At 69.5% G+C, this 20222-nt stretch carries 16 protein-coding genes; 8 read left to right on the top strand and 8 right to left on the bottom strand.

Going from position 1 to position 20222, the window contains the following annotated elements:
- Positions 1 to 222 precede the first annotated feature (222 nt).
- From betI to betA, 3 genes are all read left to right on the top strand, one after another.
- Positions 223 to 822: a choline-binding transcriptional repressor BetI gene (betI, locus tag BIX52_RS16670; RefSeq protein WP_075222225.1), complete on the top strand. Its 600-nt coding sequence runs from the start codon at positions 223 to 225 to the stop codon at positions 820 to 822.
- 280 nt (positions 823 to 1102) lie between these two features.
- Positions 1103 to 2389: a hypothetical protein gene (locus tag BIX52_RS16665; protein ID WP_075222224.1), complete on the top strand. Its 1287-nt coding sequence runs from the start codon at positions 1103 to 1105 to the stop codon at positions 2387 to 2389.
- 45 nt (positions 2390 to 2434) lie between these two features.
- The gene (gene betA, locus BIX52_RS16660) at positions 2435 to 4096 is read left to right on the top strand and encodes a choline dehydrogenase (RefSeq protein WP_075222223.1); all 1662 of its coding nucleotides are present in this window, start codon (positions 2435 to 2437) and stop codon (positions 4094 to 4096) included.
- 90 nt (positions 4097 to 4186) lie between these two features.
- Here betA and ogt read toward each other — a convergent pair whose 3' ends face one another.
- The 6 genes from ogt to BIX52_RS16630 form a co-directional block, all read right to left on the bottom strand.
- The gene (ogt, locus tag BIX52_RS16655; protein WP_075222222.1) at positions 4187 to 4768 is read right to left on the bottom strand and encodes a methylated-DNA--[protein]-cysteine S-methyltransferase; all 582 of its coding nucleotides are present in this window, start codon (positions 4766 to 4768) and stop codon (positions 4187 to 4189) included.
- Positions 4769 to 4852: 84 nt separating this feature from the next.
- Complete coding sequence (locus tag BIX52_RS16650; protein WP_075222221.1) at positions 4853 to 5944, bottom strand: acyl-CoA dehydrogenase family protein; 1092 nt, start codon at positions 5942 to 5944, stop codon at positions 4853 to 4855.
- Between the two features lie 34 nt (positions 5945 to 5978).
- Positions 5979 to 7166 carry an acyl-CoA dehydrogenase family protein gene (locus BIX52_RS16645; protein ID WP_075222220.1) on the bottom strand — a complete coding sequence of 396 codons (1188 nt, stop codon included), beginning with the start codon at positions 7164 to 7166 and terminating at the stop codon, positions 5979 to 5981.
- A gap of 1 nt (position 7167) precedes the next feature.
- Positions 7168 to 9258, bottom strand: coding sequence for a 3-hydroxyacyl-CoA dehydrogenase NAD-binding domain-containing protein (locus BIX52_RS16640; RefSeq protein ID WP_075222219.1), 2091 nt, complete (start codon positions 9256 to 9258; stop codon positions 7168 to 7170).
- Between the two features lie 75 nt (positions 9259 to 9333).
- On the bottom strand, positions 9334 to 11328 hold the full coding sequence (locus BIX52_RS16635; protein WP_083660387.1) for a TRAP transporter permease: 1995 nt from the start codon (positions 11326 to 11328) through the stop codon (positions 9334 to 9336).
- A gap of 13 nt (positions 11329 to 11341) precedes the next feature.
- Complete coding sequence (locus BIX52_RS16630; protein ID WP_075222218.1) at positions 11342 to 12508, bottom strand: TAXI family TRAP transporter solute-binding subunit; 1167 nt, start codon at positions 12506 to 12508, stop codon at positions 11342 to 11344.
- Positions 12509 to 13102: 594 nt separating this feature from the next.
- Between BIX52_RS16630 and BIX52_RS16625 the strand changes: the two genes are divergently transcribed.
- Together BIX52_RS16625 and BIX52_RS16620 are read left to right on the top strand one after the other, a co-directional pair.
- The gene (locus BIX52_RS16625; RefSeq protein WP_083660385.1) at positions 13103 to 14296 is read left to right on the top strand and encodes a Ppx/GppA phosphatase family protein; all 1194 of its coding nucleotides are present in this window, start codon (positions 13103 to 13105) and stop codon (positions 14294 to 14296) included.
- Positions 14297 to 14405: 109 nt separating this feature from the next.
- Positions 14406 to 15086, top strand: coding sequence for an RlmE family RNA methyltransferase (locus BIX52_RS16620; protein ID WP_247869461.1), 681 nt, complete (start codon positions 14406 to 14408; stop codon positions 15084 to 15086).
- Between the two features lie 277 nt (positions 15087 to 15363).
- On the opposite strand, the gene BIX52_RS16615 is transcribed toward BIX52_RS16620, so the two are convergent.
- Complete coding sequence (locus tag BIX52_RS16615; protein WP_075222217.1) at positions 15364 to 16806, bottom strand: FAD-binding oxidoreductase; 1443 nt, start codon at positions 16804 to 16806, stop codon at positions 15364 to 15366.
- Between the two features lie 94 nt (positions 16807 to 16900).
- Between BIX52_RS16615 and fabI the strand changes: the two genes are divergently transcribed.
- The 3 genes from fabI (at position 16901) to aroC (ending at position 19551) form a co-directional block, all read left to right on the top strand.
- On the top strand, positions 16901 to 17719 hold the full coding sequence (gene fabI, locus BIX52_RS16610; RefSeq protein ID WP_075222216.1) for an enoyl-ACP reductase FabI: 819 nt from the start codon (positions 16901 to 16903) through the stop codon (positions 17717 to 17719).
- A 7-nt stretch (positions 17720 to 17726) separates the two neighbouring features.
- Positions 17727 to 18344, top strand: a complete 618-nt coding sequence (locus tag BIX52_RS16605) for a histidine phosphatase family protein (protein ID WP_075222215.1) — start codon at positions 17727 to 17729, stop codon at positions 18342 to 18344.
- A 109-nt stretch (positions 18345 to 18453) separates the two neighbouring features.
- Positions 18454 to 19551, top strand: coding sequence for a chorismate synthase (gene aroC, locus BIX52_RS16600; protein ID WP_075222214.1), 1098 nt, complete (start codon positions 18454 to 18456; stop codon positions 19549 to 19551).
- A 50-nt stretch (positions 19552 to 19601) separates the two neighbouring features.
- Here aroC and BIX52_RS16595 read toward each other — a convergent pair whose 3' ends face one another.
- Positions 19602 to 20213: a LysE family translocator gene (locus BIX52_RS16595; protein WP_075222213.1), complete on the bottom strand. Its 612-nt coding sequence runs from the start codon at positions 20211 to 20213 to the stop codon at positions 19602 to 19604.
- Between the last annotated feature and the right edge of the window lie 9 nt (positions 20214 to 20222).

Raw genomic sequence — 20222 nt, 5'->3', positions numbered from 1 at the left:
CGGACCCATCCGTTAGCACATCGATGCCGCAGTGCCAGCCCATTTCGGGGATGGAATGCAATTTTTCGGTTAACAATCCGACACAATCGGCATTCGAGACCCCCTCGAAGTGCAGAGCGCACATCGCGACAGCGCGTCAAACGGCCGTGATGTTTGTTGATTGACGAGACAATCAAGGCGCCCTAGCTCTGCCGCAGACGCAACGTGACACAGCGGCCGATCATGCCAAAAATCGGGATGGAGCCTCTACGAAAGGACGCCCTCATCCGCGCCGCGATCGTCGAGGTCGGCACCATGGGCTCCCTCGACGTGACGGTTGGGCGCATCGCCCGCCGCGCCGGTGTCTCTCCCGCCCTCGCCCATCATTATTTCGGATCCAAAGAGCAGATCCTGCTCGCGGCCATGCGCCGCATCCTCAGCGATTTCGGCGCCACCGTACGCGAACTCTTGGCCGAAGCGCGGACCCCGCGGCAGCGGCTCGACGCGATCTTCGCCGCCTGCTTCACCGCCGACCAGTTTCACCCCGCCGTCATCGTCGCCTGGCTGAATTTCTACGTCCACGCCAACCAGTCGCCGGATGCGGCGCGGCTCCTCGCCGTCTATGCCCGCCGGCTCGACGACAATCTCGTCCACGCCCTGCGCCAGCTCACCGGCGTGGACGAGGCGCGCCGCATCGCGCAGGGCCTCGCCTCGTTGATCGACGGGCTCTACATCCGCGCCGCCCTGCAAGACCGCGCCCCCGACCGCGCCGAGGCCATCGCAATGCTGTCGGATTATTGTGACATGTCTCTGGGCCGCGCCGCTGCGCGCAGCGGTTCCTGAAGGGAGATGCGCCCATGCCGATGACAGGGCCGATGATCAGGCGGATGACACGCCGCCTCGGGACGCTCGTTCCCGCCCTGCGTCCCGACCGGGCCGAGCCGCTCCATGTACTGCCGTCGAAAACCATCCCCGAGGCCCTCGGCCCGGCGGGTAACCCCTCTTGAGCCAGATGCCCGACGAGACCAACGCCGCCGAAGCCGCCGCACACGTTGAGACAACACCGACCGCTGTGCCTGGCCCGCGCTCAACTTCCGCTGCGAGTGGACCGGCGCACGGGGCCGTGCAGTCCGCCCCGGCCGCCGCGCCCGCGCCGGCCTCCGCGCCGGCCGCCACAGGGGAACCCGCCGCCCGACGAGCCGCGAGGGGGGAGGGCGACGCGGCCGACGAGATCACCGGCGCCATCGCCGCCACGGCGCGCCTTCTCGCCCCGGACCCGCAGGCCGCGCACCGCCGCGCCGCCGCGCTGGCGGCCGCCCATCCGGGCCGGGCAGACGTCGCCATGCTCCACGCCGGGGCACTCGCCGCCGTGCAGGACTTCGCCGGTGCCGTCGCGGTGCTCGACCCGCTGTGGAAGGAGGGGCCGACCCCGCTCATCGCCTTCAATCTCGGCTACTGCCTGCGCCAGGCCGGCGACTATCAAGGCGCGCTCGTGAAATTCCTCGAAGGCACGGTGCTGAAGCCCGGCTGGGACCTGATGGCACTGGCGGCGGACACGGCGGCCGTCCTCGGCGACCTCGCCTTCGCACGGTCGATCATCGCGCGCTCGGAGGGGCCTATGGCGGCGCTGCGGGCCCGCCTTCTCGGTGTCGAGGCCGGGGCGGGGAACGACATGGACGGGACGCTGCGCATCCACGCCGACCGCACCGCCGCCATCCTCTTCTGGATGAAATACGACGCGCACCCCTTCGCGGGTCTGCGCGCGGCGGCGGTGGATGCGGGCCTCATCGGCGTGGTCGACACGCCGCTCCTCAACGCCGGACGCTCCGTCTCGCTGCGGCTCTTCCTCAAGACCCCCGGCGCGCCGGGCGACACGGCCCTGTTGTGGCGCGGCGGCATCGTCACGCTCGCCGCCGCCACGCCGCCTTCCGGCGCAGCCGCGGCGGCCCCCGCCGTGAGCCCCTTCGGCGTGAACCCTCACATGCGGCCCGCGGCGAGCCCGGTCGCCCTCGCCGGATCGCGCCGCACAGGCGGGCAACTCGTCATGGGGCGCGATGCGGTCATCCCGCTGGAGGCGTTGGAGCCGGAGGGGCGCCTCTCCGGGCTCGACGACCGACTGGCGACGCTCGCCGGTCAACTCGTCGGCCGGCTCGGCAAGGCCGGGTTCTGGGGCAAGGTCCACGCCATCAGCACCGCCTTCGTGCCGCGCGTCATCGGCCTCGACGTGATGCTCGACGCCAACGGCACCGCGGTCCTCACCGGCGTCGTGCGTTATCCCGACCTGACCGCCGCCGGTGCCGACCCCGCCGCCGCACGCATCGCCACCCGGTTCCGCGAGGATTGGGCGCGTCTCATCCTCGGTGAGCCGGGCGGCGCGGAAGCCTTCCGCCCTCTCGCCGTCACCCTCTGACCGCCCCGCGATCCGCCGCCGACTGGCGCGACCAACAGGACCATCATGGACGCCGATTTCGTCATCGTGGGTTCGGGGTCTGCCGGATCCGCCCTCGCGGCGCGCCTCAGCGAAGACGGGGCGCACAGCGTCGCGGTGGTGGAATATGGCGGCACCGACGCCAGGCCGCTGATCCAGATGCCCGCCGCCTTGTCCTATCCGATGAACATGGCGCGTTATGACTGGGGCTTCGCGTCCGAGCCGGAGCCGCATCTGGGCGGGCGGCGTCTCGCCACCCCGCGCGGCAAGGTGATCGGCGGGTCGTCCTCCATCAACGGCATGGTCTATGTGCGCGGCCACGCCGCCGATTTCGACACCTGGGCCGACATGGGCGCCGCCGGCTGGGCCTATGCCGACGTCCTCCCCTACTTCAAGCGGATGGAGAACTGGCACGAGGGCGGCCACGGCGGCGATCCCGCGTGGCGCGGCACGGACGGGCCGCTCCACGTCACCCGAGGGCCGCGCACGAACCCGCTCTTCGGCGCGTTCGTGGAAGCCGGGCGCCAGGCGGGGTTCGAACTCACCGCCGACTATAATGGCGAGAAGCAGGAGGGCTTCGGGCCGATGGAGCAGACGGTGTGGAAGGGCCGCCGCTGGTCCACCGCCAACGCCTACCTGAAGCCGGCCCTGAAGCGCCCCAACCTGACGCTGATCCGTGGCCTCGCCCGGCGGATCGTCATAAAGGACGGGCGCGCGACGGGGGTGGAGGTGGAACGCGGCGGGCGCGTGTCGGTCGTGCGGGCGCGGCGGGAGGTGGTCCTGGCCGCCTCGTCCATCAACTCGCCCAAGCTCCTGATGCTCTCCGGCATCGGCCCCGCGGCGCATCTGGCCGAGCACGGCATCCCTGTGGTGGCGGACCGGCGCGGCGTCGGCGCCAACCTGCAGGACCACCTGGAGGTCTACGTGCAGCAGGCTTCGACGCAGCCGATCACCCTCTACAGGCACTGGAATCTCTTCGGAAAAGCGTGGGCGGGCGCACAGTGGCTGTTCTTCAAGACCGGCCTCGGCGCCTCCAACCAGTTCGAGAGTGCGGCCTTCGTGCGCTCAGCCGCCGGGGTGCGCTACCCCGACATCCAGTTCCACTTCCTGCCGATGGCGGTGCGCTATGACGGCAAGGCGGCTGCCGAGGGGCACGGCTTTCAGGCCCACGTGGGGCCGATGCGCTCGCCGTCGCGCGGGGCGGTGACGTTGAAGAGCGCCGACCCGCACGAGGCGCCGCGGATCCTCTTCAACTACATGTCGCGTGAGGAGGATTGGCGCGATTTTCGCGCTTGCGTGCGGATCGCGCGCGGGATCTTCGCCCAGCCCGCCTTCGACTCGTACCGCGGCAAGGAGATCCAGCCGGGCACCGCGGTGCGGTCGGACGACGAGATCGACGGCTTCATCCGCGCGCACGCCGAAAGCGCCTTCCACCCCTGCGGCACCTGCAGGATGGGGCGGGCGGACGATCCCGGCGCGGTGGTCGATCCCGAATGCAGGGTGATCGGCGTCGACGGCTTGCGGGTGGTGGACTCGTCGATCTTCCCGCAGATCACCAACGGCAATATCAACGCCCCGTCGATCATGGTGGGGGAGAAGGCGGCGGACCACATCCTGGGCCGCACGCCGCTGGCCCCGGTGGATGCCGCGCCGTGGATCAACCCGCGCTGGGAGACGTCGGACCGCTGACCGTCGGCCGTGCGCATGCCAGCCGGGATGGCGCCCCATCGCGGAAGACGGTGCGGGCCACGTGGTCGCCCGCGGGCCGGTAGCGTTCGGTTACGGCAGGGCGGCTTCGTAGGGGAGCGCGGCGCCGGCGGGGAAGGTGACCGGTCCGGTGTTGAGGAGCACGCCCTCGTGCGCCAAGAGCCAGCGTTTGCGCTCCAGCCCGCCGCCGTAGCCGGTCAACGAGTGGTTGGCGCCGATGACACGGTGGCACGGCACGATGATGGCGATCGGATTGGCGCCGTTGGCGAGGCCCACGGCGCGCACCGCCGTCGGTTTGCCGATCGCCGATGCCAGCTCGCCATAGCTCATCGTGCGGCCGGCGGGGATGGTGCGCAGCGCCTCCCACACCGTGCGCTGGAAGGGGCTGCCGCCGGTGTGGGTCGGCAACGTGTCCAGCGCGGTGAGGTCGCCGGAGAAGTAGGCGCCCAGTGCGTCGCCGAAGGCGGGGTCGGCCTTGCCGTCCATCAACGTGAAGTCTTCGCCCGGACGGCCGAGATGCAGGCGCAGGAGCCGCAGCATCCGGCCTTCATAATCGTCGAAGTCGAGGGCGCGGATGCGATGCTGTTCATCATGAACGAGGCGCAGGCGCCCGAGCGGGCTTGCGATACGCGCTTGGTAGAGGATGGGCAGCATCGGGACGTCCTCCCAGAGCCGGGATCGGCGTGTGAACGGGTAGGATGGAGCGTTCTCAGCGGTCCGGCAACCGGGAGATATAGCTCATGCGGCCAAATCGCCCGGCCCCGCGAGGCGCATGACGCGTTCCAAATGGAAATCCGTATCGCCGAGCTGCGCGTCCAACATGATGAGCCGCTTGGCATAATGAGAGATCGGATACTCCCAGGTCATGGCGATGCCGCCGTGCATCTGGATCGTCTCCTCGGCTGTCATTTTTGCCGCACGTCCGATGAGATTTTTCGCCATCGAGCTTGTGCGGGACTGGGCGGGCGTCCCCATGCGGCTTGCCGCCAGGATGGTGATCGACCGCGCCTGCTCGATCTCGATGGAAAGGTCCACCGCGCGGTGCTGCAGCGCTTGGAAATCGCCGATAGCCCGGCCGAACTGGTTGCGCGATTTCAGGTAGTCGATCAGCACCTTGAAGGCGTGGTCCATCGCCCCGACCGCCTCGGCGCACAGGGCGAGCGCGCCCCAGTCGAGCGCGTCCTGCAGCGCCCCGGCGGCGTCGGCGAGGACGAGGCGGGCGGGGGCCGCGTCGAGGAAGACCTCGCCCGCGGGGCCTCCGTCGATCATCCCGTAGGCGGCGATCTCGGCGGCGGCGCCGTCCACCTCGGCGAGCGCCAGCCGCCCGTCATCGCCCCGTGCCGCGACGAGGATGCGGTCCGCCCCCGGCGCGCCGTAGACGACGCTCTTGCGGCCCGACACGGTGCCCGCGGCATAGCGTGTCTCGATGTCATCCAGCGCGTAGGGGGCGCCCAGCTCGCCCAGTGCGACAGCATAGCGCACCGTCCCGTCGAGCGCGCCCGCCAACTCGTCACCCACCACATCCACGCCCGAGGCCATCAGAAGCCGGACGGCCATCAGTTGCGGCAGTACGGGCTCCGGGCAGAGGGCGCGGCCGATCTCCTCGAACACGGTCGTCACGTCGAACCCCGTGCCGCCGAAGCCGCCCCGGCTTTCTGGGGCGAGCGCCATCAGAGCGCCCAGCTCGGCGAGGTCGGCCCATTTGTCGGGCCGGTGGAAGGGCGCCTCGTAGGCGGCGGCGGTGCGCAGGGCGAACGGATATTCCTCCGCCAGCCAGCGCGACAGGGTGTCGGCCAGCATCCGCCGGTCGTCCGCGATCTCGAAATCCATCGTCAGAGTCCGCCCATCTTCACAGCGCGCACCATCAAAGACCCAGCACCTGTTTGGCGAGGATGTTGCGCTGGATCTCGTTGGAGCCGCCGTAGATCGAGATCTTGCGGTTGTTGAAGTAGGCGGCCGCCGCGCCCGCATGCTCGGGCGCCACCAGCGCGGCGTTGCCCTCGATATCCTCGGACGGGAAGGGCGCCGCCGCAGGCCCCAGCGCGCGCCGCGCCAGGTCGTTCAATGCCTGGCGGATCACGGTGCCCTTGATCTTCATCATCGATGTTTCCGGACCGGGGGCGCCGTTCTTCTGCGCCTCGTAGAGCAGCCGCAGGTTGGTGACCTTCATGGCCTCAAGGTCGATCTCGATCTCGGCCATGCGGGCGGCGAACAGCGGGTTGTCGATCAGCCGCTTGCCGCCGCGCTTGGTCTCCCGCGCCAGCCGCTTCAGCCGCGCCAGCGCCTCGTTGGAGAAGCCCACACCAGCGATCCCCGTCCGCTCGTGGGTGAGGAGATATTTGGCAACGGTCCAGCCGCGGTTCTCCTCGCCGACGAGGTTGTCCGCCGGCACCCGAACGTCGGTGAAGAAGACCTCGTTCACCTCGTGCCCGCCCTCGATCAGCTTGATCGGACGCACCTCGATGCCGGGGGTCGCCATGTCGACGAGGAGGAAGCTGATACCGGCCTGCGGCTTCGCGGCGGGGTCCGTGCGCACGAGGCAGAAGATGTGGTCCGCGTGCTGGCCGAGCGTCGTCCACGTCTTCTGCCCGTTGATCACGTAGGTGTCGCCGTCCTTCACCGCGCGGGTCTTGAGCGACGCGAGGTCGGACCCTGCGCCCGGCTCCGAATAGCCCTGGCACCACCAATGCTCTTGGCTGAGGATCTTCGGCAGATAGTGCGCCTTCTGCGCCTCGGTGCCGAACTTCAGGAGCACCGGACCCAGCATGTGGACGCCGAAGGAGACGATGCGCGGCGCATGCGCCATCGCCGCCTCCTCGTCGAAGATGTGCCGCTCGACAGGGGTCCAGCCGGGGCCGCCCGCCTCCTTCGGCCAGGTGGTGGCGTACCAGTGGCGCTCTTCCAAGGCGGCCTGCCAGCGCTCGTGATCGGCCTTGGTCAGCTCCTTGCCGGTCTTCACCTTCTCGGCGATGTCGGCAGGGAGCTTCTCGGCCAGGAAGGACCGCACCTCGGCGCGGAAGGCTTCTTCTTCGGGCGTGAAGGAGAGGTCCATGTCAGCCCCTTTCGTTGAGATCGGCGAAGGTGGTGCCGTCCGCCGCCATGCGGGCCAGAAGCGGCGGAACGCGCCAGAAGAAATCGTCCTCCTCGGCGTAGGCTTCGATGCGCCTGACGAGCTCGGCCGCGCCGATGGTGTCGGCATAGAACATCGGCCCGCCGCGGAAGCGCGGGAAGCCGTAGCCGAACAGGAAGGCGGCATCGATGTCGACCGGGCGTAGCGCGATGCCGTCTTCAAGCACCCGCGCCCCTTCGGCGATCATCGCCGTCATGTAGCGGTCGACGATCTCGCCGTCGGTGATCTCGCGCGGGGTGATGCCGGCCTTGGCGCGCTCCTCGTCGATGATGGTGGCGACGGCCGGGTTCGGCCCCTCGCGGTCGCCGTAGAGGTAGTAGCCCTGGCCGGTCTTGCGGCCGAACCAGCCGCGCTCGCAGATGCGGTCGGGGATCGGGCTATAACGCTCGCGCAGGTCCCTGGTGGGGGCGAGGCGCTTGCGCGTCATCATGCCGATGTCGAGGCCGGCGAGGTCGGCGACCGCGAACGGCCCCATAGCGAAACCGAAGTCCTCGAGCGCGCGGTCGATCTCCTGCGGCGCGGCGCCGTCCAGCACCAGATAGTCGGCCACCTTGCGATAGTGGGCGAGGATGCGGTTGCCGATGAACCCGTCGCATACGCCCGCGCGCACGCCCACCTTGCCGAGCCGCTTGGCGAGGGCGAAGCCGGTCGCGGTGACCTCCGGCAGCGTCTCCTGCGCAACCACAACCTCGAGAAGGCGCATGATGTGGGCGGGAGAGAAGAAGTGCAGGCCGAGGACGTCGCCGGGCCGGTTCGTCTCGGCGGCGATGGCGTCGACGTCGAGGTAGGACGTGTTGGTGGCGAGCACGGCGCCCGGCTTCATCACCGCGTCCAGGCGGCGGAAGATGTCCTTCTTCACCTCCATGTCCTCGAACACGGCTTCAATGACGAGGTCGGCCTCGGCCAGCGCGGAGAGGTCGGTGGTGGTGTTGAGCGCCGTCAGCGCTGCGGCGTGGGCGGCATCGCTCAGCTTGCCGCGCTTCATGGCGCCGCCGAGGTTCTTTTCGATGGTGCCCTTGCCGCGGGCCAGCGCCTCCGCGCTCACCTCCATCAGCGTGACCTTCAGCCCCGCCATCAAGGCGGCGGTGGAGATGCCCGACCCCATGGTGCCGCCGCCGATGACGGCGATGTGGTCCACCTTGCGCGGCGCGGCGTCCTTCTCGGGGATCTTCGCGACGGCGCGCTCGGCGAAGAAGGCCTGGACGAGGGCGGCGCGCTGCGGGTCCTCCATGCATTCCTTGAAGAGGCGCACCTCTTCGGCCAGCCCCTGGTCGATGGGCAGCGCCGCAGCGGCCACCGCCTCGATCGCGCGTTGGGGCGCGGTGAAGTGGCCCTTCTTCGCCGCCTTCGCCTTGGCGGTCTCGATCAGCGCGGGGTCGATGTCGGCGTCGAGCTCGCGCGTGCGGCGGGCCGGCAGCGCACCTTCGATGACGGCGTGAGCGGCACCGAGCGCGGCGGTGCGCGGATCGGCGGTGGACGCGGTGTCGAAGAGGCCGATGGCGACCGCCTCCTCGCCGGTGATGCGCTTGCCCGTCGGGATGAGGTCCAGCGCCGCCTTCAGGCCGACGAGGCGCGGCGTGCGCTGCGTGCCGCCCGCGCCCGGCAACAGGCCGAGATCGACCTCCGGAAAGCCCACCTTCAGGCCGGGGAGGGCGACGCGGGCGTGGCAGCCGAGCGCCAGCTCGAGCCCGCCCCCCAGCGCATTGCCGTGGCAGACGGCGACGACGGGCTTCTCCATCCCCTCGATCTCGGTGATGAGGTCGGAGAGAAGGGGCGGCTTGCGGCCGGTCTGAAACTCGCGGATGTCGGCCCCGGCGACGAAGCTGCGGCCGACACCGTAGACGGCGATCACGCGCACCTCGCGGTCCTCCAGGAAGGCGTGGAGCGCATCGCGGAGGCCGACGCGCAGCGCGTGGGAGGCGGCGTTGACGGGCGGATTGTTGAGGCCGATCAGCCCCACCGGGCCTTCGCGCTCCAGGATGACGATGGGGTCTGTCACGGTCGGTCGTTCCATGGTCGGTCGTTCCAGTGTGTCGCCCGGCCTGGCAGGGCTGGGCACGGCGTCGGTGGGGGGCGGCGGCACCATCGGTCAGGCGAGCGCCCGCCGCAGCGGCGCGCCCGCCTGCCGCGCGTGCAAAATTGGCAGGATGGAGAGGCAAAGGCCAATCGCCGAAAGCTCTAGGTGGGAAAGGCCGAGCGCCGCCACCTCGGGCACCGCGAAGAACAGGCCGCCCACGAAGAGGAGCACCCTCAGCGCCGCCCCGCTCGCCCCCTTCAGCGGCCCCGCGAAAGAGACGTAGCCCTGCAGCGCCATGGAGATGAAGCCGACGCCGATGAGCGCGGTCACCAGGGTGACGGCGACGTCCACCGTCGACCCCTCGCCGATGAGCGCCGGGTTGAGGACGAAGAAGAACGGGATGATGTAGATGACGCTGCCGAGGCGCATCGCCTCGAACCCGGCCTTCATGGCATTGCCGCGCGCCAAGGTGGCGGCGGTGAAGGCGCCGAGCGCCACCGGCGGGGTGATGTAGCTGACCATCCCCCAGTAGAGAATGAAGAGGTGGACGGCGAGGACGTTGAGCCCACCCTGCTCCAGCGCCGGTGCCAGCACCACGGCGAGGAAGATGTAGCAGGCCGTCACCGTCATCCCCATGCCGAAGACGAAGGCGGTGAGCGCGCCCATGAGGAGCAGCACGAAGACGTTGTCCCCGGCGATGAAGACGAGTTCGTTGACGAGCGTGCCCGCGAGCCCCGTCGCCGAGAAGGCGCCGACGATGAGCCCGACGCCGAGCAGCACCGCGACGAGCTCCGCCAGCGCCGTCCCGACGCCGACGACGAGGTTGGCCGCGCCCTTCAGCGTCAGCCTGTGGCGCGGCAGGACCTGGTTGACCGCGAGAAGCAGCAGCGTCGCGTAGAAGGGTGCCGCCGTCTCCATCCTGAGGCCGATCATCATGAAGATGAGGAGCGCGAAGACGGAGATGTAGAGCCAGCCCTCCTTCATGGTGGCGGCGAGGCGCGGCAGGTCCGGCCGCGGGATGCCGGAGAGGCCGCGCCGCGCGGCGTAGGCGTCGATCTGCGCGAAGAGGCCGAAATAAAAGAGGAGTGACGGGATCGCCGCCGCCACCGCGATGTCGACATAAGGCCGCGACAGGAAGGAGGCCATGACGAAGGCCGTCGCGCCCATGATCGGCGGCATCAGGACGCCGCCTGTGGAGGCGCAGGCCTCTGTGGCCGCGGCGGTGTTGGCGGAGAAGCCGGTCTTCTTCATCGCCGGGATCGACACCGCGCCGGTGGTGAGGACGTTGGAGATCACCGAGCCGGACATCGACCCCATGAAGCCGGACGCGAAGATCGACACCTTGGCGGCCCCGCCGCGATATTGGCCGACGAGCGCCATGGCGAAGTCGTTGAAGAACTGCCCGCCGCCGGTGCGTTGCAGCACAGCGCCGAAGACGATGAAGCCGATGACGAGGCCGCCGAACGCCTTCATCGGGATGCCGAACGCGCTTTCGGACGAGAAGACGTGGTAGGCGACCGCCTCCATGGGGAGCGACTGGAAGCCCGAGAAGGGGTCCGGCACGTGGCCGGCGAAGGTGGGGTAGGCCGCGAACATGGTGACGATGGCGAACAGCACCCATCCGCCCGCCCGCCGCGTCGCCTCCAGCACCAGGGCGATGAAGAGGAGCGCCACCCACTGCGCGGCGGGTGGCGCAGCGAACTCCCACGCCTCAGCGAGGTTGATGCCCGCCGTCGCCACGAGGTAGCCGCCCGATGCGAGAGCCAGCGCCGCGCCCACCCAGTCGAACCACGGAACGCGCCCGCCTTTGAAGCCGTCGACCCGGAAGACGATGTAGGCGGCGGCGAGGAAGAGCGTGCCGAGGGCGTAGAGATAGCGCCCCTCGATGATGACGCCGAAGGTCTTGAAGTTGAAGAGCTGGTAGACGACCAGCGCCACCCCCGCCGCGGTGACGGCGAGGAGGGCGGCGCGGGCTGCCGGGCCGAACGTTTCGGCCGGGTCCACCGGCCCCGTGAGGGGCGGACGCTCGCCGGGCACGGCGGCAGGCGGGGCGAGGGGGGTGGTCAACGCGGCGGCGCGGTCAGAAGTAGACCGCGAAGTCGCCGTCCGCGAGCGCTTTGCGCCGGGCCGCGGTCCACGCCTCCTCCCAGTTTTCCGGGTTTTCCGCCTTCAGCGCGTCCCAGGCGGCGGCGAGCGCGTCCTGCCGGGCGATCAGCATGGCGTTGTGCGCCTCCGCCTCGTCGGTCCACACGCCGGCCTCCTTGAAGTAGCGCACTGCGCCGTCGTGATAGGGCACCACCCAGGTGAAGTTCTGGAACTCCAGCGCCCAGCCGTTGATGCCCGGCGCCTTGCCCTTGTAGGCGTCGAACAGCTCGAACATCGCCTTGGTCATGTTGTAGGCGAGGTCCTCGTCCTGGTCCGCCATCGCCGTCAGCACAGGGTAGGCGTAGCCGGCGCCCTGGTAGCCGTCCGTCCCGTCGATGTCGGCGCCCACCGTGGCCTTGTTCGGGGTGAAGAAGGGGGCGACGCCGGTCATGCGCTTCAGCCCCGCCGCGTCGTCGGGGTCGACGGGCGGCCAGAAGAGGCCGCGCGGGCCGGTCGCCGCCTCGTAGGCCATGCCGGAGTTGGTGGAGGCGAAGGCGGCGTCGACCTGATCGTCCATCAGCCCGCGCCAGGCCGCGCCGAAGCCGCCGAAGTCCACCCGCTCCACATCGTCCCAGGTGAGGCCGCCATAGGCGAGGTAGGCCTCCACGTTGACGTTGAGCGCCGGTGCGCCGACGACCCAGGCGACCCGCTTTCCTTTCAGGTCCGCGTAGGTTTCGATCCCCTCGTCCCCCGCGACGCCGACGGAAAGGTTGATCGCCCCGCCATTGTTGGCGGCGAGGACGCGCACCTTCTGCGGGCCCCATGCCGGCTCGCCGAACTCGAACACGCCTTCCTGCGCCATGAACGACCCGCCGACGCCGGTGGCCGAGAAGTCGACCCGGCCGCGGCGCAGCGGCTCGGTGCGCGAGATGTCGTTCTTGCCGGGAAGCACGCGCAGGTTGGTGCCAGTTGCGTCCTGCAGCGCGGCGCCGATGGCGACCGCCTGATTGTATCCCGCCGAGCCGGTGTCGTAAGCGGTCCACGAGAGTTGGCGCGGCAAGTTCAGCTCGTCCGCACCGGCCGGAGAGGCGGCGGCGACGACGCCGAGGGCGAGCGCGCATAAAGGCGCGCTCAACACGGCGGCGCTGAGGCGAAGTGTCATCGGTAATCCCTCCCATCGGGTAGCGCTTTTGCGCCTTATCGCCGGACCGCGCGCCGCTCTGCGGCGGCTGCTGAAAGTTGCGGCATGACCGAAATTTCGCGGAATGACGTTCCGCATGGCGGATCATGTCCGCCGCCGCAGGCGAAAGTCAAGATTTCCGCAAGGCGCGTTCCGCGGCCATCATGAGCCGGCTTCGTGTTCGCAAGAGATGGGAAAGCCTCGGCGTGTAGGCTGGTGATGCACAGCCGACGAAACAAGCAGAGGCAGACCCGCAACTGAACAGGATGACGCCACTTTCAGGCCCGGCCTAAATTTGTGGCATTTGCGAACGGACAGGTTCTTGTTAGGCTGTCCGAACGCGGCAAGACCAGAGCCGGCAAAGCAACGGCGCGGGCTCTGGCGGGTCGTGGGCGAACGGTCACCGCGCCGGGAAATGCCCGGCGGGCCGCGCGACATGAACCGGCCATCAGCCGGATCGGAGGCGAAAAAGCGGGCCGAGGCCCGGCGAGGGGACGCGACAGAACCGCACGCGAGAGCACCGCACGGACGAGGCCGCAAGGTGAGACCGCACAGGGCGGAAGGCGAGGGACAGGAATGAGTGTCCAGGAAGACCAGGGGAAGCTGACAGGCGGGAAGCTGATAGGCGGGAAGCTGGCAGGCGGCGCGCCGACAGGTCGGACCGCCGGACTGGATCGCGCACGCCTCGCTTCACACGGCGCCCTTCCCCTGCGCTCGTCCAGCCACACTCGCTCCCGCCGCTACGCCGCACTCGACCTCGGCACCAACAATTGCCGCCTTCTCATCGCCGAAGCCCGCGGCAGCGGCTTCAAAGTCGTCGATGGATTTTCGCGCATCGTCCGGCTCGGCGAACGGCTCGCCGCCGACGGCGTCCTGTCCGGCCCCGCCATGGACCGGGCCATCGCCGCCTTGAAGATCTGTGCCGACAAGCTGAGCGGGGCCGATATCACCTCCGCCCGCCTCGTCGCCACCGAAGCCTGCCGCCGCGCCGCCAACGGAACCGCCTTCACCGACCGCATCCGCACCGAGACCGGCCTCGACATCGAAATCGTCGACCGCGAGACCGAGGCCCGCCTCGCGGTCGCCGGCTGCGCCCCCCTCATCGACGACGATGCTGAAGGCGTCCTCCTGTTCGACATCGGCGGCGGCTCGTCCGAAATCGTCTGGATCGACCTCACCAGCCGCTATCACCTCTCCGGCGCCGCCCTCGTGCGCTGCATCCGCGCCTGGACCTCGCTGCCCGTCGGCGTCGTCACGCTGGCCGAACGCCACGGCGGCACAGAGGTGGACGAGCGCGTCTTCGCCGACATGGTGGCCGATGTGCGCACCATGCTCGACCGGATCGACCCCAAAGGCGTCCTCGCCGAAGCCGTCGCCCGCGGCAAGATCCACCTCCTCGGCACCTCCGGCACCGTCACCACCCTCGCCGGCCTCTTCCTGGGGCTGAAACGTTACGACCGCCGCCAGGTCGACGGCACATGGCTCGACCACACTCAGATCGGCCAGCTCATCGGCCAGCTCCTGTCGATGAACTTTTCCGAGCGCGTCGCCAATCCGTGCATCGGCGCGGACAGAGCGGACCTTGTCCTCGCGGGGTGCGCCATCCTAGAAGCGATCCGCCAGCGGTGGCCGTGCGAACGGTTGCGCGTGGCCGACCGTGGACTGCGCGAGGGAATGCTGATGGAACTCATCGAACACGACCGGCTGGTGCGGCAGCGCTCGCGCCGCCAGCGCGCGTCGGCACTCGCCGCGGCCCCGACCCTCGCCTGACGTGGCCGGCGGCAGAAAGCCCCCGTCCAAAGGCGGGGCGAAGGGCGGGGCCAAACGGCCCGGCTCCGGCATCGGCGGCAGTGGCGGACAGCGCGCGATCTCCCAGCGCGTGAAAACCGCGAAGGGGCGCAAACTGTCGTCCACCCTGTGGATCCAACGCCAGCTCAACGATCCCTATGTGCAAAAGGCGAGGGCCGAGGGCTACCGCTCCCGCGCCGCCTATAAACTCATCGAGATCGACGATCGCTTCCACATCCTGAAGCCCGGACGCACCGTCGTCGACCTCGGCGCCGCGCCCGGCGGATGGTGCCAGGTCGCGGCCGACCGCGTCAACGCCACCGCCGCGCGCCCCGTCGTCGCCATCGACATCCTGCCGATGGACCACCTCGACGACGTCGTCATCCTGACCCAGGACTTCAACGACGAGAACGCGCCGCAAAACCTCATCGACGCGCTGAAGGGGCGGCGGCCCGAGATCGTCCTCTCCGACCTCGCCCCCGAAACGACCGGCCACCGCGCGACGGACCACCTGCGCATCGTCGGCCTGGTGGAACTGGCGCTGGACTTCGCCCAGCGCACCCTGGCGCCCGGCGGCACCTTCCTCGCCAAAGTCTACCAGGGCGGCACCGAGGGCGACCTCCTCACCGCGCTCCGCCGCGACTTCCGCCAGGTCCGCCACGTGAAGCCGCCCGCCTCCCGCCCCGAGTCGCCCGAAACCTACGTTTTGGCCACCGGGTTCCGTGGCGGCGGACCCGCTGCGGCCGCGGGCGAGGACGACGAGGAGAGCTGAGGCCGGCGGAGGCGCCGCGGCCTCCGGCGGGCTCGGGACCCACCAGCGATCAGGGGACCGCCTGATCGCCGGACCCACCTCCGCCCTGTACCGCGTGGCAGAGATGGCGGCCCCTCGCCAAGGACAAGCGGCTAAAGCCGGCCTGCGGCTCCTTGGCAAGGGACCACCATCTCCGCCAAGGGATTTGTGCGAAGGCGGCTCCGGCGATCAGGCTGAGGGGACCTGAGATACGTGGGCGCCTCGCAAGGGGCGCCGCGCGGAATTGGGGCGCGGGGCCTCAGCGGTCCGGCAGCAGGCGGTGCGGGTTCATGATGTTGAGCGGGTCGAACAGCGCCTTCACACCCTGCATCATGTCCATCTCCACCGCGTCGCGCACGCCGGGCAGCATGTCCCGCTTCATCCGCCCCACACCGTGCTCCGCCGCGATCGAGCCGCGAAACCGCGTCACCACCGCATGCACCGCGTCCTGCATCTCGGGGTACTTGGCGAGGAAGGCCGCCTTGTCGCTCCCCTCCGGCTGCGAAATGTTGAAGTGGATGTTGCCGTCGCCCAGATGGCCGAACGCCACCGGGATCGCCCCCGGTACCACCGCCAGCGCCGCCGCGATCGCCTCGTCCAGGAACGCCGGGACGTCCGCCACCGGCACCGACACGTCGTGCTTGATCGAGCCGCCCAGAACAGACTGCGCCTCGCTCATCAACTCGCGGATCAGCCACAGCTCCTGCGCCTCGGCGATCGACTGCGACACCACCGCGTCGCCGATCAGCCCGGCTTCGTAAGCGCGCATCAGCACCTGCTCCAGAACGTCGCGCATCGGCCTCTCCGGCAGGAAGGTCGACGCCTCGATAAGCACCGCCCACTCGGGAAGCTCGGCGAACGGGCGGCGCGTGTCGCCGCGGTGGCGGTTCACGATGTCGAGGCCGATCTTCGGGATAAGCTCGAACCCCGTCAGCGCATCGCCCAGCGCGCCGCGCACCTCGCCGAGCAGGGTCAACGCGTCGGCGGGGGAGGCGAGGCCCACCATCGCCACGTCCAGCGCATGCGGCTTGGGCACCAGCGACAGCACCGCCTTCGTGACGACGCCGAGCGTTCCCTCCGCGCCTATGAAGAGGTGCTTGAGGTCGTAGCCCACATTGTCCTTGTGGAGCGATCTGAGGCCGTTCCAGATCCGCCCGTCCGGAAGCACGACCTCGAGACCCAGCACCTGGTCGCGCATGTTGCCGTAGGCAAGGACGCCGACGCCGCCCGCGTTGGTGGAGATCAGCCCGCCGATCCGCGCCGAGCCCTTCGAGGCGAGCGACAACGGGAACATCAGCCCCGCCTCGTCCGCCGCGTCGTGCACGTCCGACAGGATCGCGCCGGCCTCCACCGTCACCGTGCTGCCCGACACGTTCACAGGAGCGATGGCGGTCATGCGGTCGAGCGACAACAGCACCTCGCCCTCCAGGGGGATCTGCCCGCCGACGAGGCCCGTATTGCCCCCCTGCGGCACGATCGGCACGCCGAAGCGGGTGGCGAGTCGCATGATCGCCGCCACCTCGTCGGTGCTGCGCGGGCGCAGGACGAAGGGCGCCTTGCCTTCGTAGAGGTTGCGCCATTCGCGCTGATAGGGGGCGAGCCGGTCCGCATCGGCGATGAGGATGTCGGCGCCCAGCTCGGTCTCCAGCGCCTGCCTGAAAGACACGATGACGTCGGGGCGGGAAAGGGTTGCGTCGGTCATCGGTTCGGCTCCGCTTGCTTGGCCTTCAGGGCGCCTTTATGTAGGACGTCCTTCGCGGACTTGTCCGCCACCTTACGACCCAAAGGCAATCCTAATGAACGGCTCCGGCATTCTCGCGGGGAAACGCGGTCTGATTTTCGGGGTCGCAAACAAGATGTCCATCGCCTGGGGGATCGCCCAGGCCGCCCGTCAGCAGGGCGCGGAACTGGGATTCACCTACCAGGGCGATGCGCTGAAAAAGCGTGTCGAACCCCTGGCCCAGTCCCTGGATGCCAAGGTGTTCGGCCACCTCGACGTGACGGACCCTGCCTCGATGGACGCCGTTTTCGACACCGTTAAGAGCGAATGGGGCAGCATCGACTTCCTCGTTCACGCCATCGCCTTTTCCGACAAGAACGAGCTCACCGGGCGCTACGTCGAGACCAGCGCCGAGAACTTCAAGAACTCGCTCTTCATCTCCTGCTACTCGTTCACCGACATCGCGCGCCGTGCCGAGCCGTTGATGAACGAGGGCGGCTCGCTGCTCACGCTGACCTATTATGGCGCCGAGCGTGTGATGCCCCACTATAACGTGATGGGCGTCGCCAAGGCCGCGCTGGAAGCGTCGGTGAAGTACCTGGCGGTCGACCTCGGCCCCTCCGGCATCCGCGTCAACGCGCTCTCCGCGGGGCCGATCAAGACGCTGGCCGCCTCCGGGATCGGCGATTTCCGCTACATCCTCAAATGGAACGAGTACAACGCGCCCATGCGCCGGACCGTCACCATCGACGATGTCGGCGGTGCCGCGGCCTATCTGCTTTCGCCGCTGTCGCGCGGCGTGACGGGCGAGGTCCACCACGTCGATTCCGGCTACCACGTCGTCGGCATGAAGGCGGTGGACGCGCCCGACATCACCAAGACGCTCGAGGACTGAGCGCGGGATGCTGCCGGACGGGGTTCGCCTGATCCACATTCGCCACGGCCTGACGGATTGGAATATGGAAGGCCGCCTCCAGGGGCAGCTCGACATTCCGATCAACGCCACCGGCCAGGGCCAGGCGGACGAGAACGGGCGCAAGCTGAAGGCCCGCCTCGACGCCGAGGGCATCGACCCCGCGTCGCTCGCTTACGTCTCCTCGCCCCTGTTCCGCCCGCGCGAGACGATGGCGCGGGTGCGCCGCGGCCTCGGCTTCACCGCCGACTGGGACGCGCCCGACTGGCCGACCGACGACCGCCTGAAGGAAGTCTCCTTCGGCGACTGGTCCGGCTTCACTTACGACGAATTGCGGCGCGACGGATCCGAGGCCCTGGTCCGCGCCCGCAAGCGCGAGAAGTGGAGCTTTCGCCCGCCCGGCGGGGAGAGCTATGCCGACCTCGCGGCCCGGGTCGGCGAATGGCTGGAGGGGATCACCCGCGACACCGTCGCCGTCAGCCACGGCGGCGTCCACCGGGTGCTGTTCGGCCATCTCTGCGGCACACCCTGGCACGAGACGCCCAATGTCCCGGTGCCGCAGGACAAGGTGTTCATCTTCACCAACGACACCGTGGAGAGCTTCTAGCTCTCCGCGAGTAGGGCCGCCGCAGCGCTTCCGCGCTCTCGGGCCGTGACCGCGGGCGCGCGAGGTGCTAGGCGGAGCCGCATCCGTCCCCGCCTCAAAAAAGTCAGCGATGAGCTACAACACCTTCGGCCATCTCTTCCGCGTCACCACCTTCGGCGAGAGCCATGGCCCGGCCATCGGCGGCATCGTCGACGGCTGCCCTCCGGGTGTCGTGCTCGACCTTGCCGTGATCCAGGGCTACATGGACCGCCGCCGCCCCGGCCAGAGCCGCCACACCACCCAGCGCCGCGAGCCTGACACGGTGACGCTGAAGTCCGGCGTGATGGAGCGCGAGGACGGGCGCTTCGTGACCACGGGAACGCCGATCGCCATCTACATCGAGAACGTGGACCAGCGGTCGAAGGACTATTCCAAGATCGCCGACCGCTACCGGCCCGGCCACGCCGACTATACCTACGATGCCAAGTACGGCATCCGCGATTATCGCGGCGGCGGGCGCTCATCGGCCCGCGAGACGGCGGTTCGGGTGGCCGCCGGTGCTATCGCCCGTGCCGTGATCCCCGGCATCGCCATCCGCGGCGCGCTGGTGGAAATGGGTGGGGACAGGGCCGAGGCTCGCGACTTCTCGATCGTTAACGACAACGACTTCTTCGCGCCCGACGCCGCCGCCGCCGAACGCTGGGCGAGCCGGCTCGACGAGGTGCGCAAGGCCGGCTCCTCGGTGGGCGCGGTGGTCGAGATCGTCGCCGAGGGCGTCCCCGCCGGGTGGGGCGCGCCGATCTACGGCAAGCTCGATTCGGATCTGGCGGCGGCGATGATGACCATCAACGCCGTGAAGGGTGTTGAGATCGGCGACGGCTTCGAGGCCGCCCGGCTGACCGGCGAGGACAACGCCGACGAGATGCGCCGCGGCAACGGCGCGCCGGTCTTCCTCTCCAACCACGCAGGCGGCATCCTCGGCGGCATCTCCAACGGCGCGCCCGTGGTGACGCGCTTCGCGGTGAAGCCGACGTCCTCCATCCGCACGCCGCGTCAGTCGGTCACAAAGGGCGGGGAGGAGGTGGACGTGTCGACCACCGGGCGCCACGACCCGTGCGTCGGTATCCGCGCCGTGCCTGTGGGGGAGGCGATGATGGCGCTGGTTCTGGCGGACCATTTCCTGCGCCACCGGGGTCAGACCGGCCGTGAGGGGCCGGTCTCCTTCTAGGCGGGTCCAGAGGCGTTAGGCGGCGGGCGTCCCGGCCGTCAGATCAGGCGTCAGGCCGCCTCGGGACGGCGGGCGAGCACCAGGAGCGCGCCGAACACCATCATGCCGTAGCCGGACGCGCGCTGCATCAGGTGCAGCTTGGACCCGGCGAAGGACGCGGCGAGGTGGCCGAGCGCGGCATAGATGCCGATGACGAACCATTCCATCACCAGAAACACCGAGCCGACCTCCAGATATCCCGTGACATAATCGTCGGCCGGGACGAACTGGGGGAGGAAGGCCGCGAAGATCAGCATCGCCTTCGGGTTGCTGGCTGCGGTCATCGCCTCGCGCACGAAGCCCTGGCGCAGGGTGAGGATGCGCGGCGCACCCTCGGCTACGGGGGCGCGGGCGCTGCGCACGATCTTGATGCCGATCCACACCAGATACGCCGCGCCGATCACCTTCAGCACCGTGAAGGCGGCCGCCGAAGCGCTGAGGATGAGGCCGAGCCCCACGCCGGACAGGCCGATCATCGGGATGAAGACGAGGATGCGGCCGATGCCGGCCTTCATCGCGAAGCCGACGCCGTGGTGGGCGCCGTGGGTCAGCGCCAGAAGATTGTTCGGCCCGAACGCGAGATTGAGCGCGAAGCAGGCCGGCAGGAAGATCGCCCAGTTCATGACGGAACT

It is taken from the genome of Acuticoccus yangtzensis (assembly GCF_001927245.1).
Classification (GTDB): Bacteria; Pseudomonadota; Alphaproteobacteria; order Rhizobiales; family Amorphaceae; genus Acuticoccus; species Acuticoccus yangtzensis.
The sequence above is the reverse complement of the archived record's forward strand: the minus strand, read 5'-3'. Positions and strand labels throughout refer to the sequence as shown.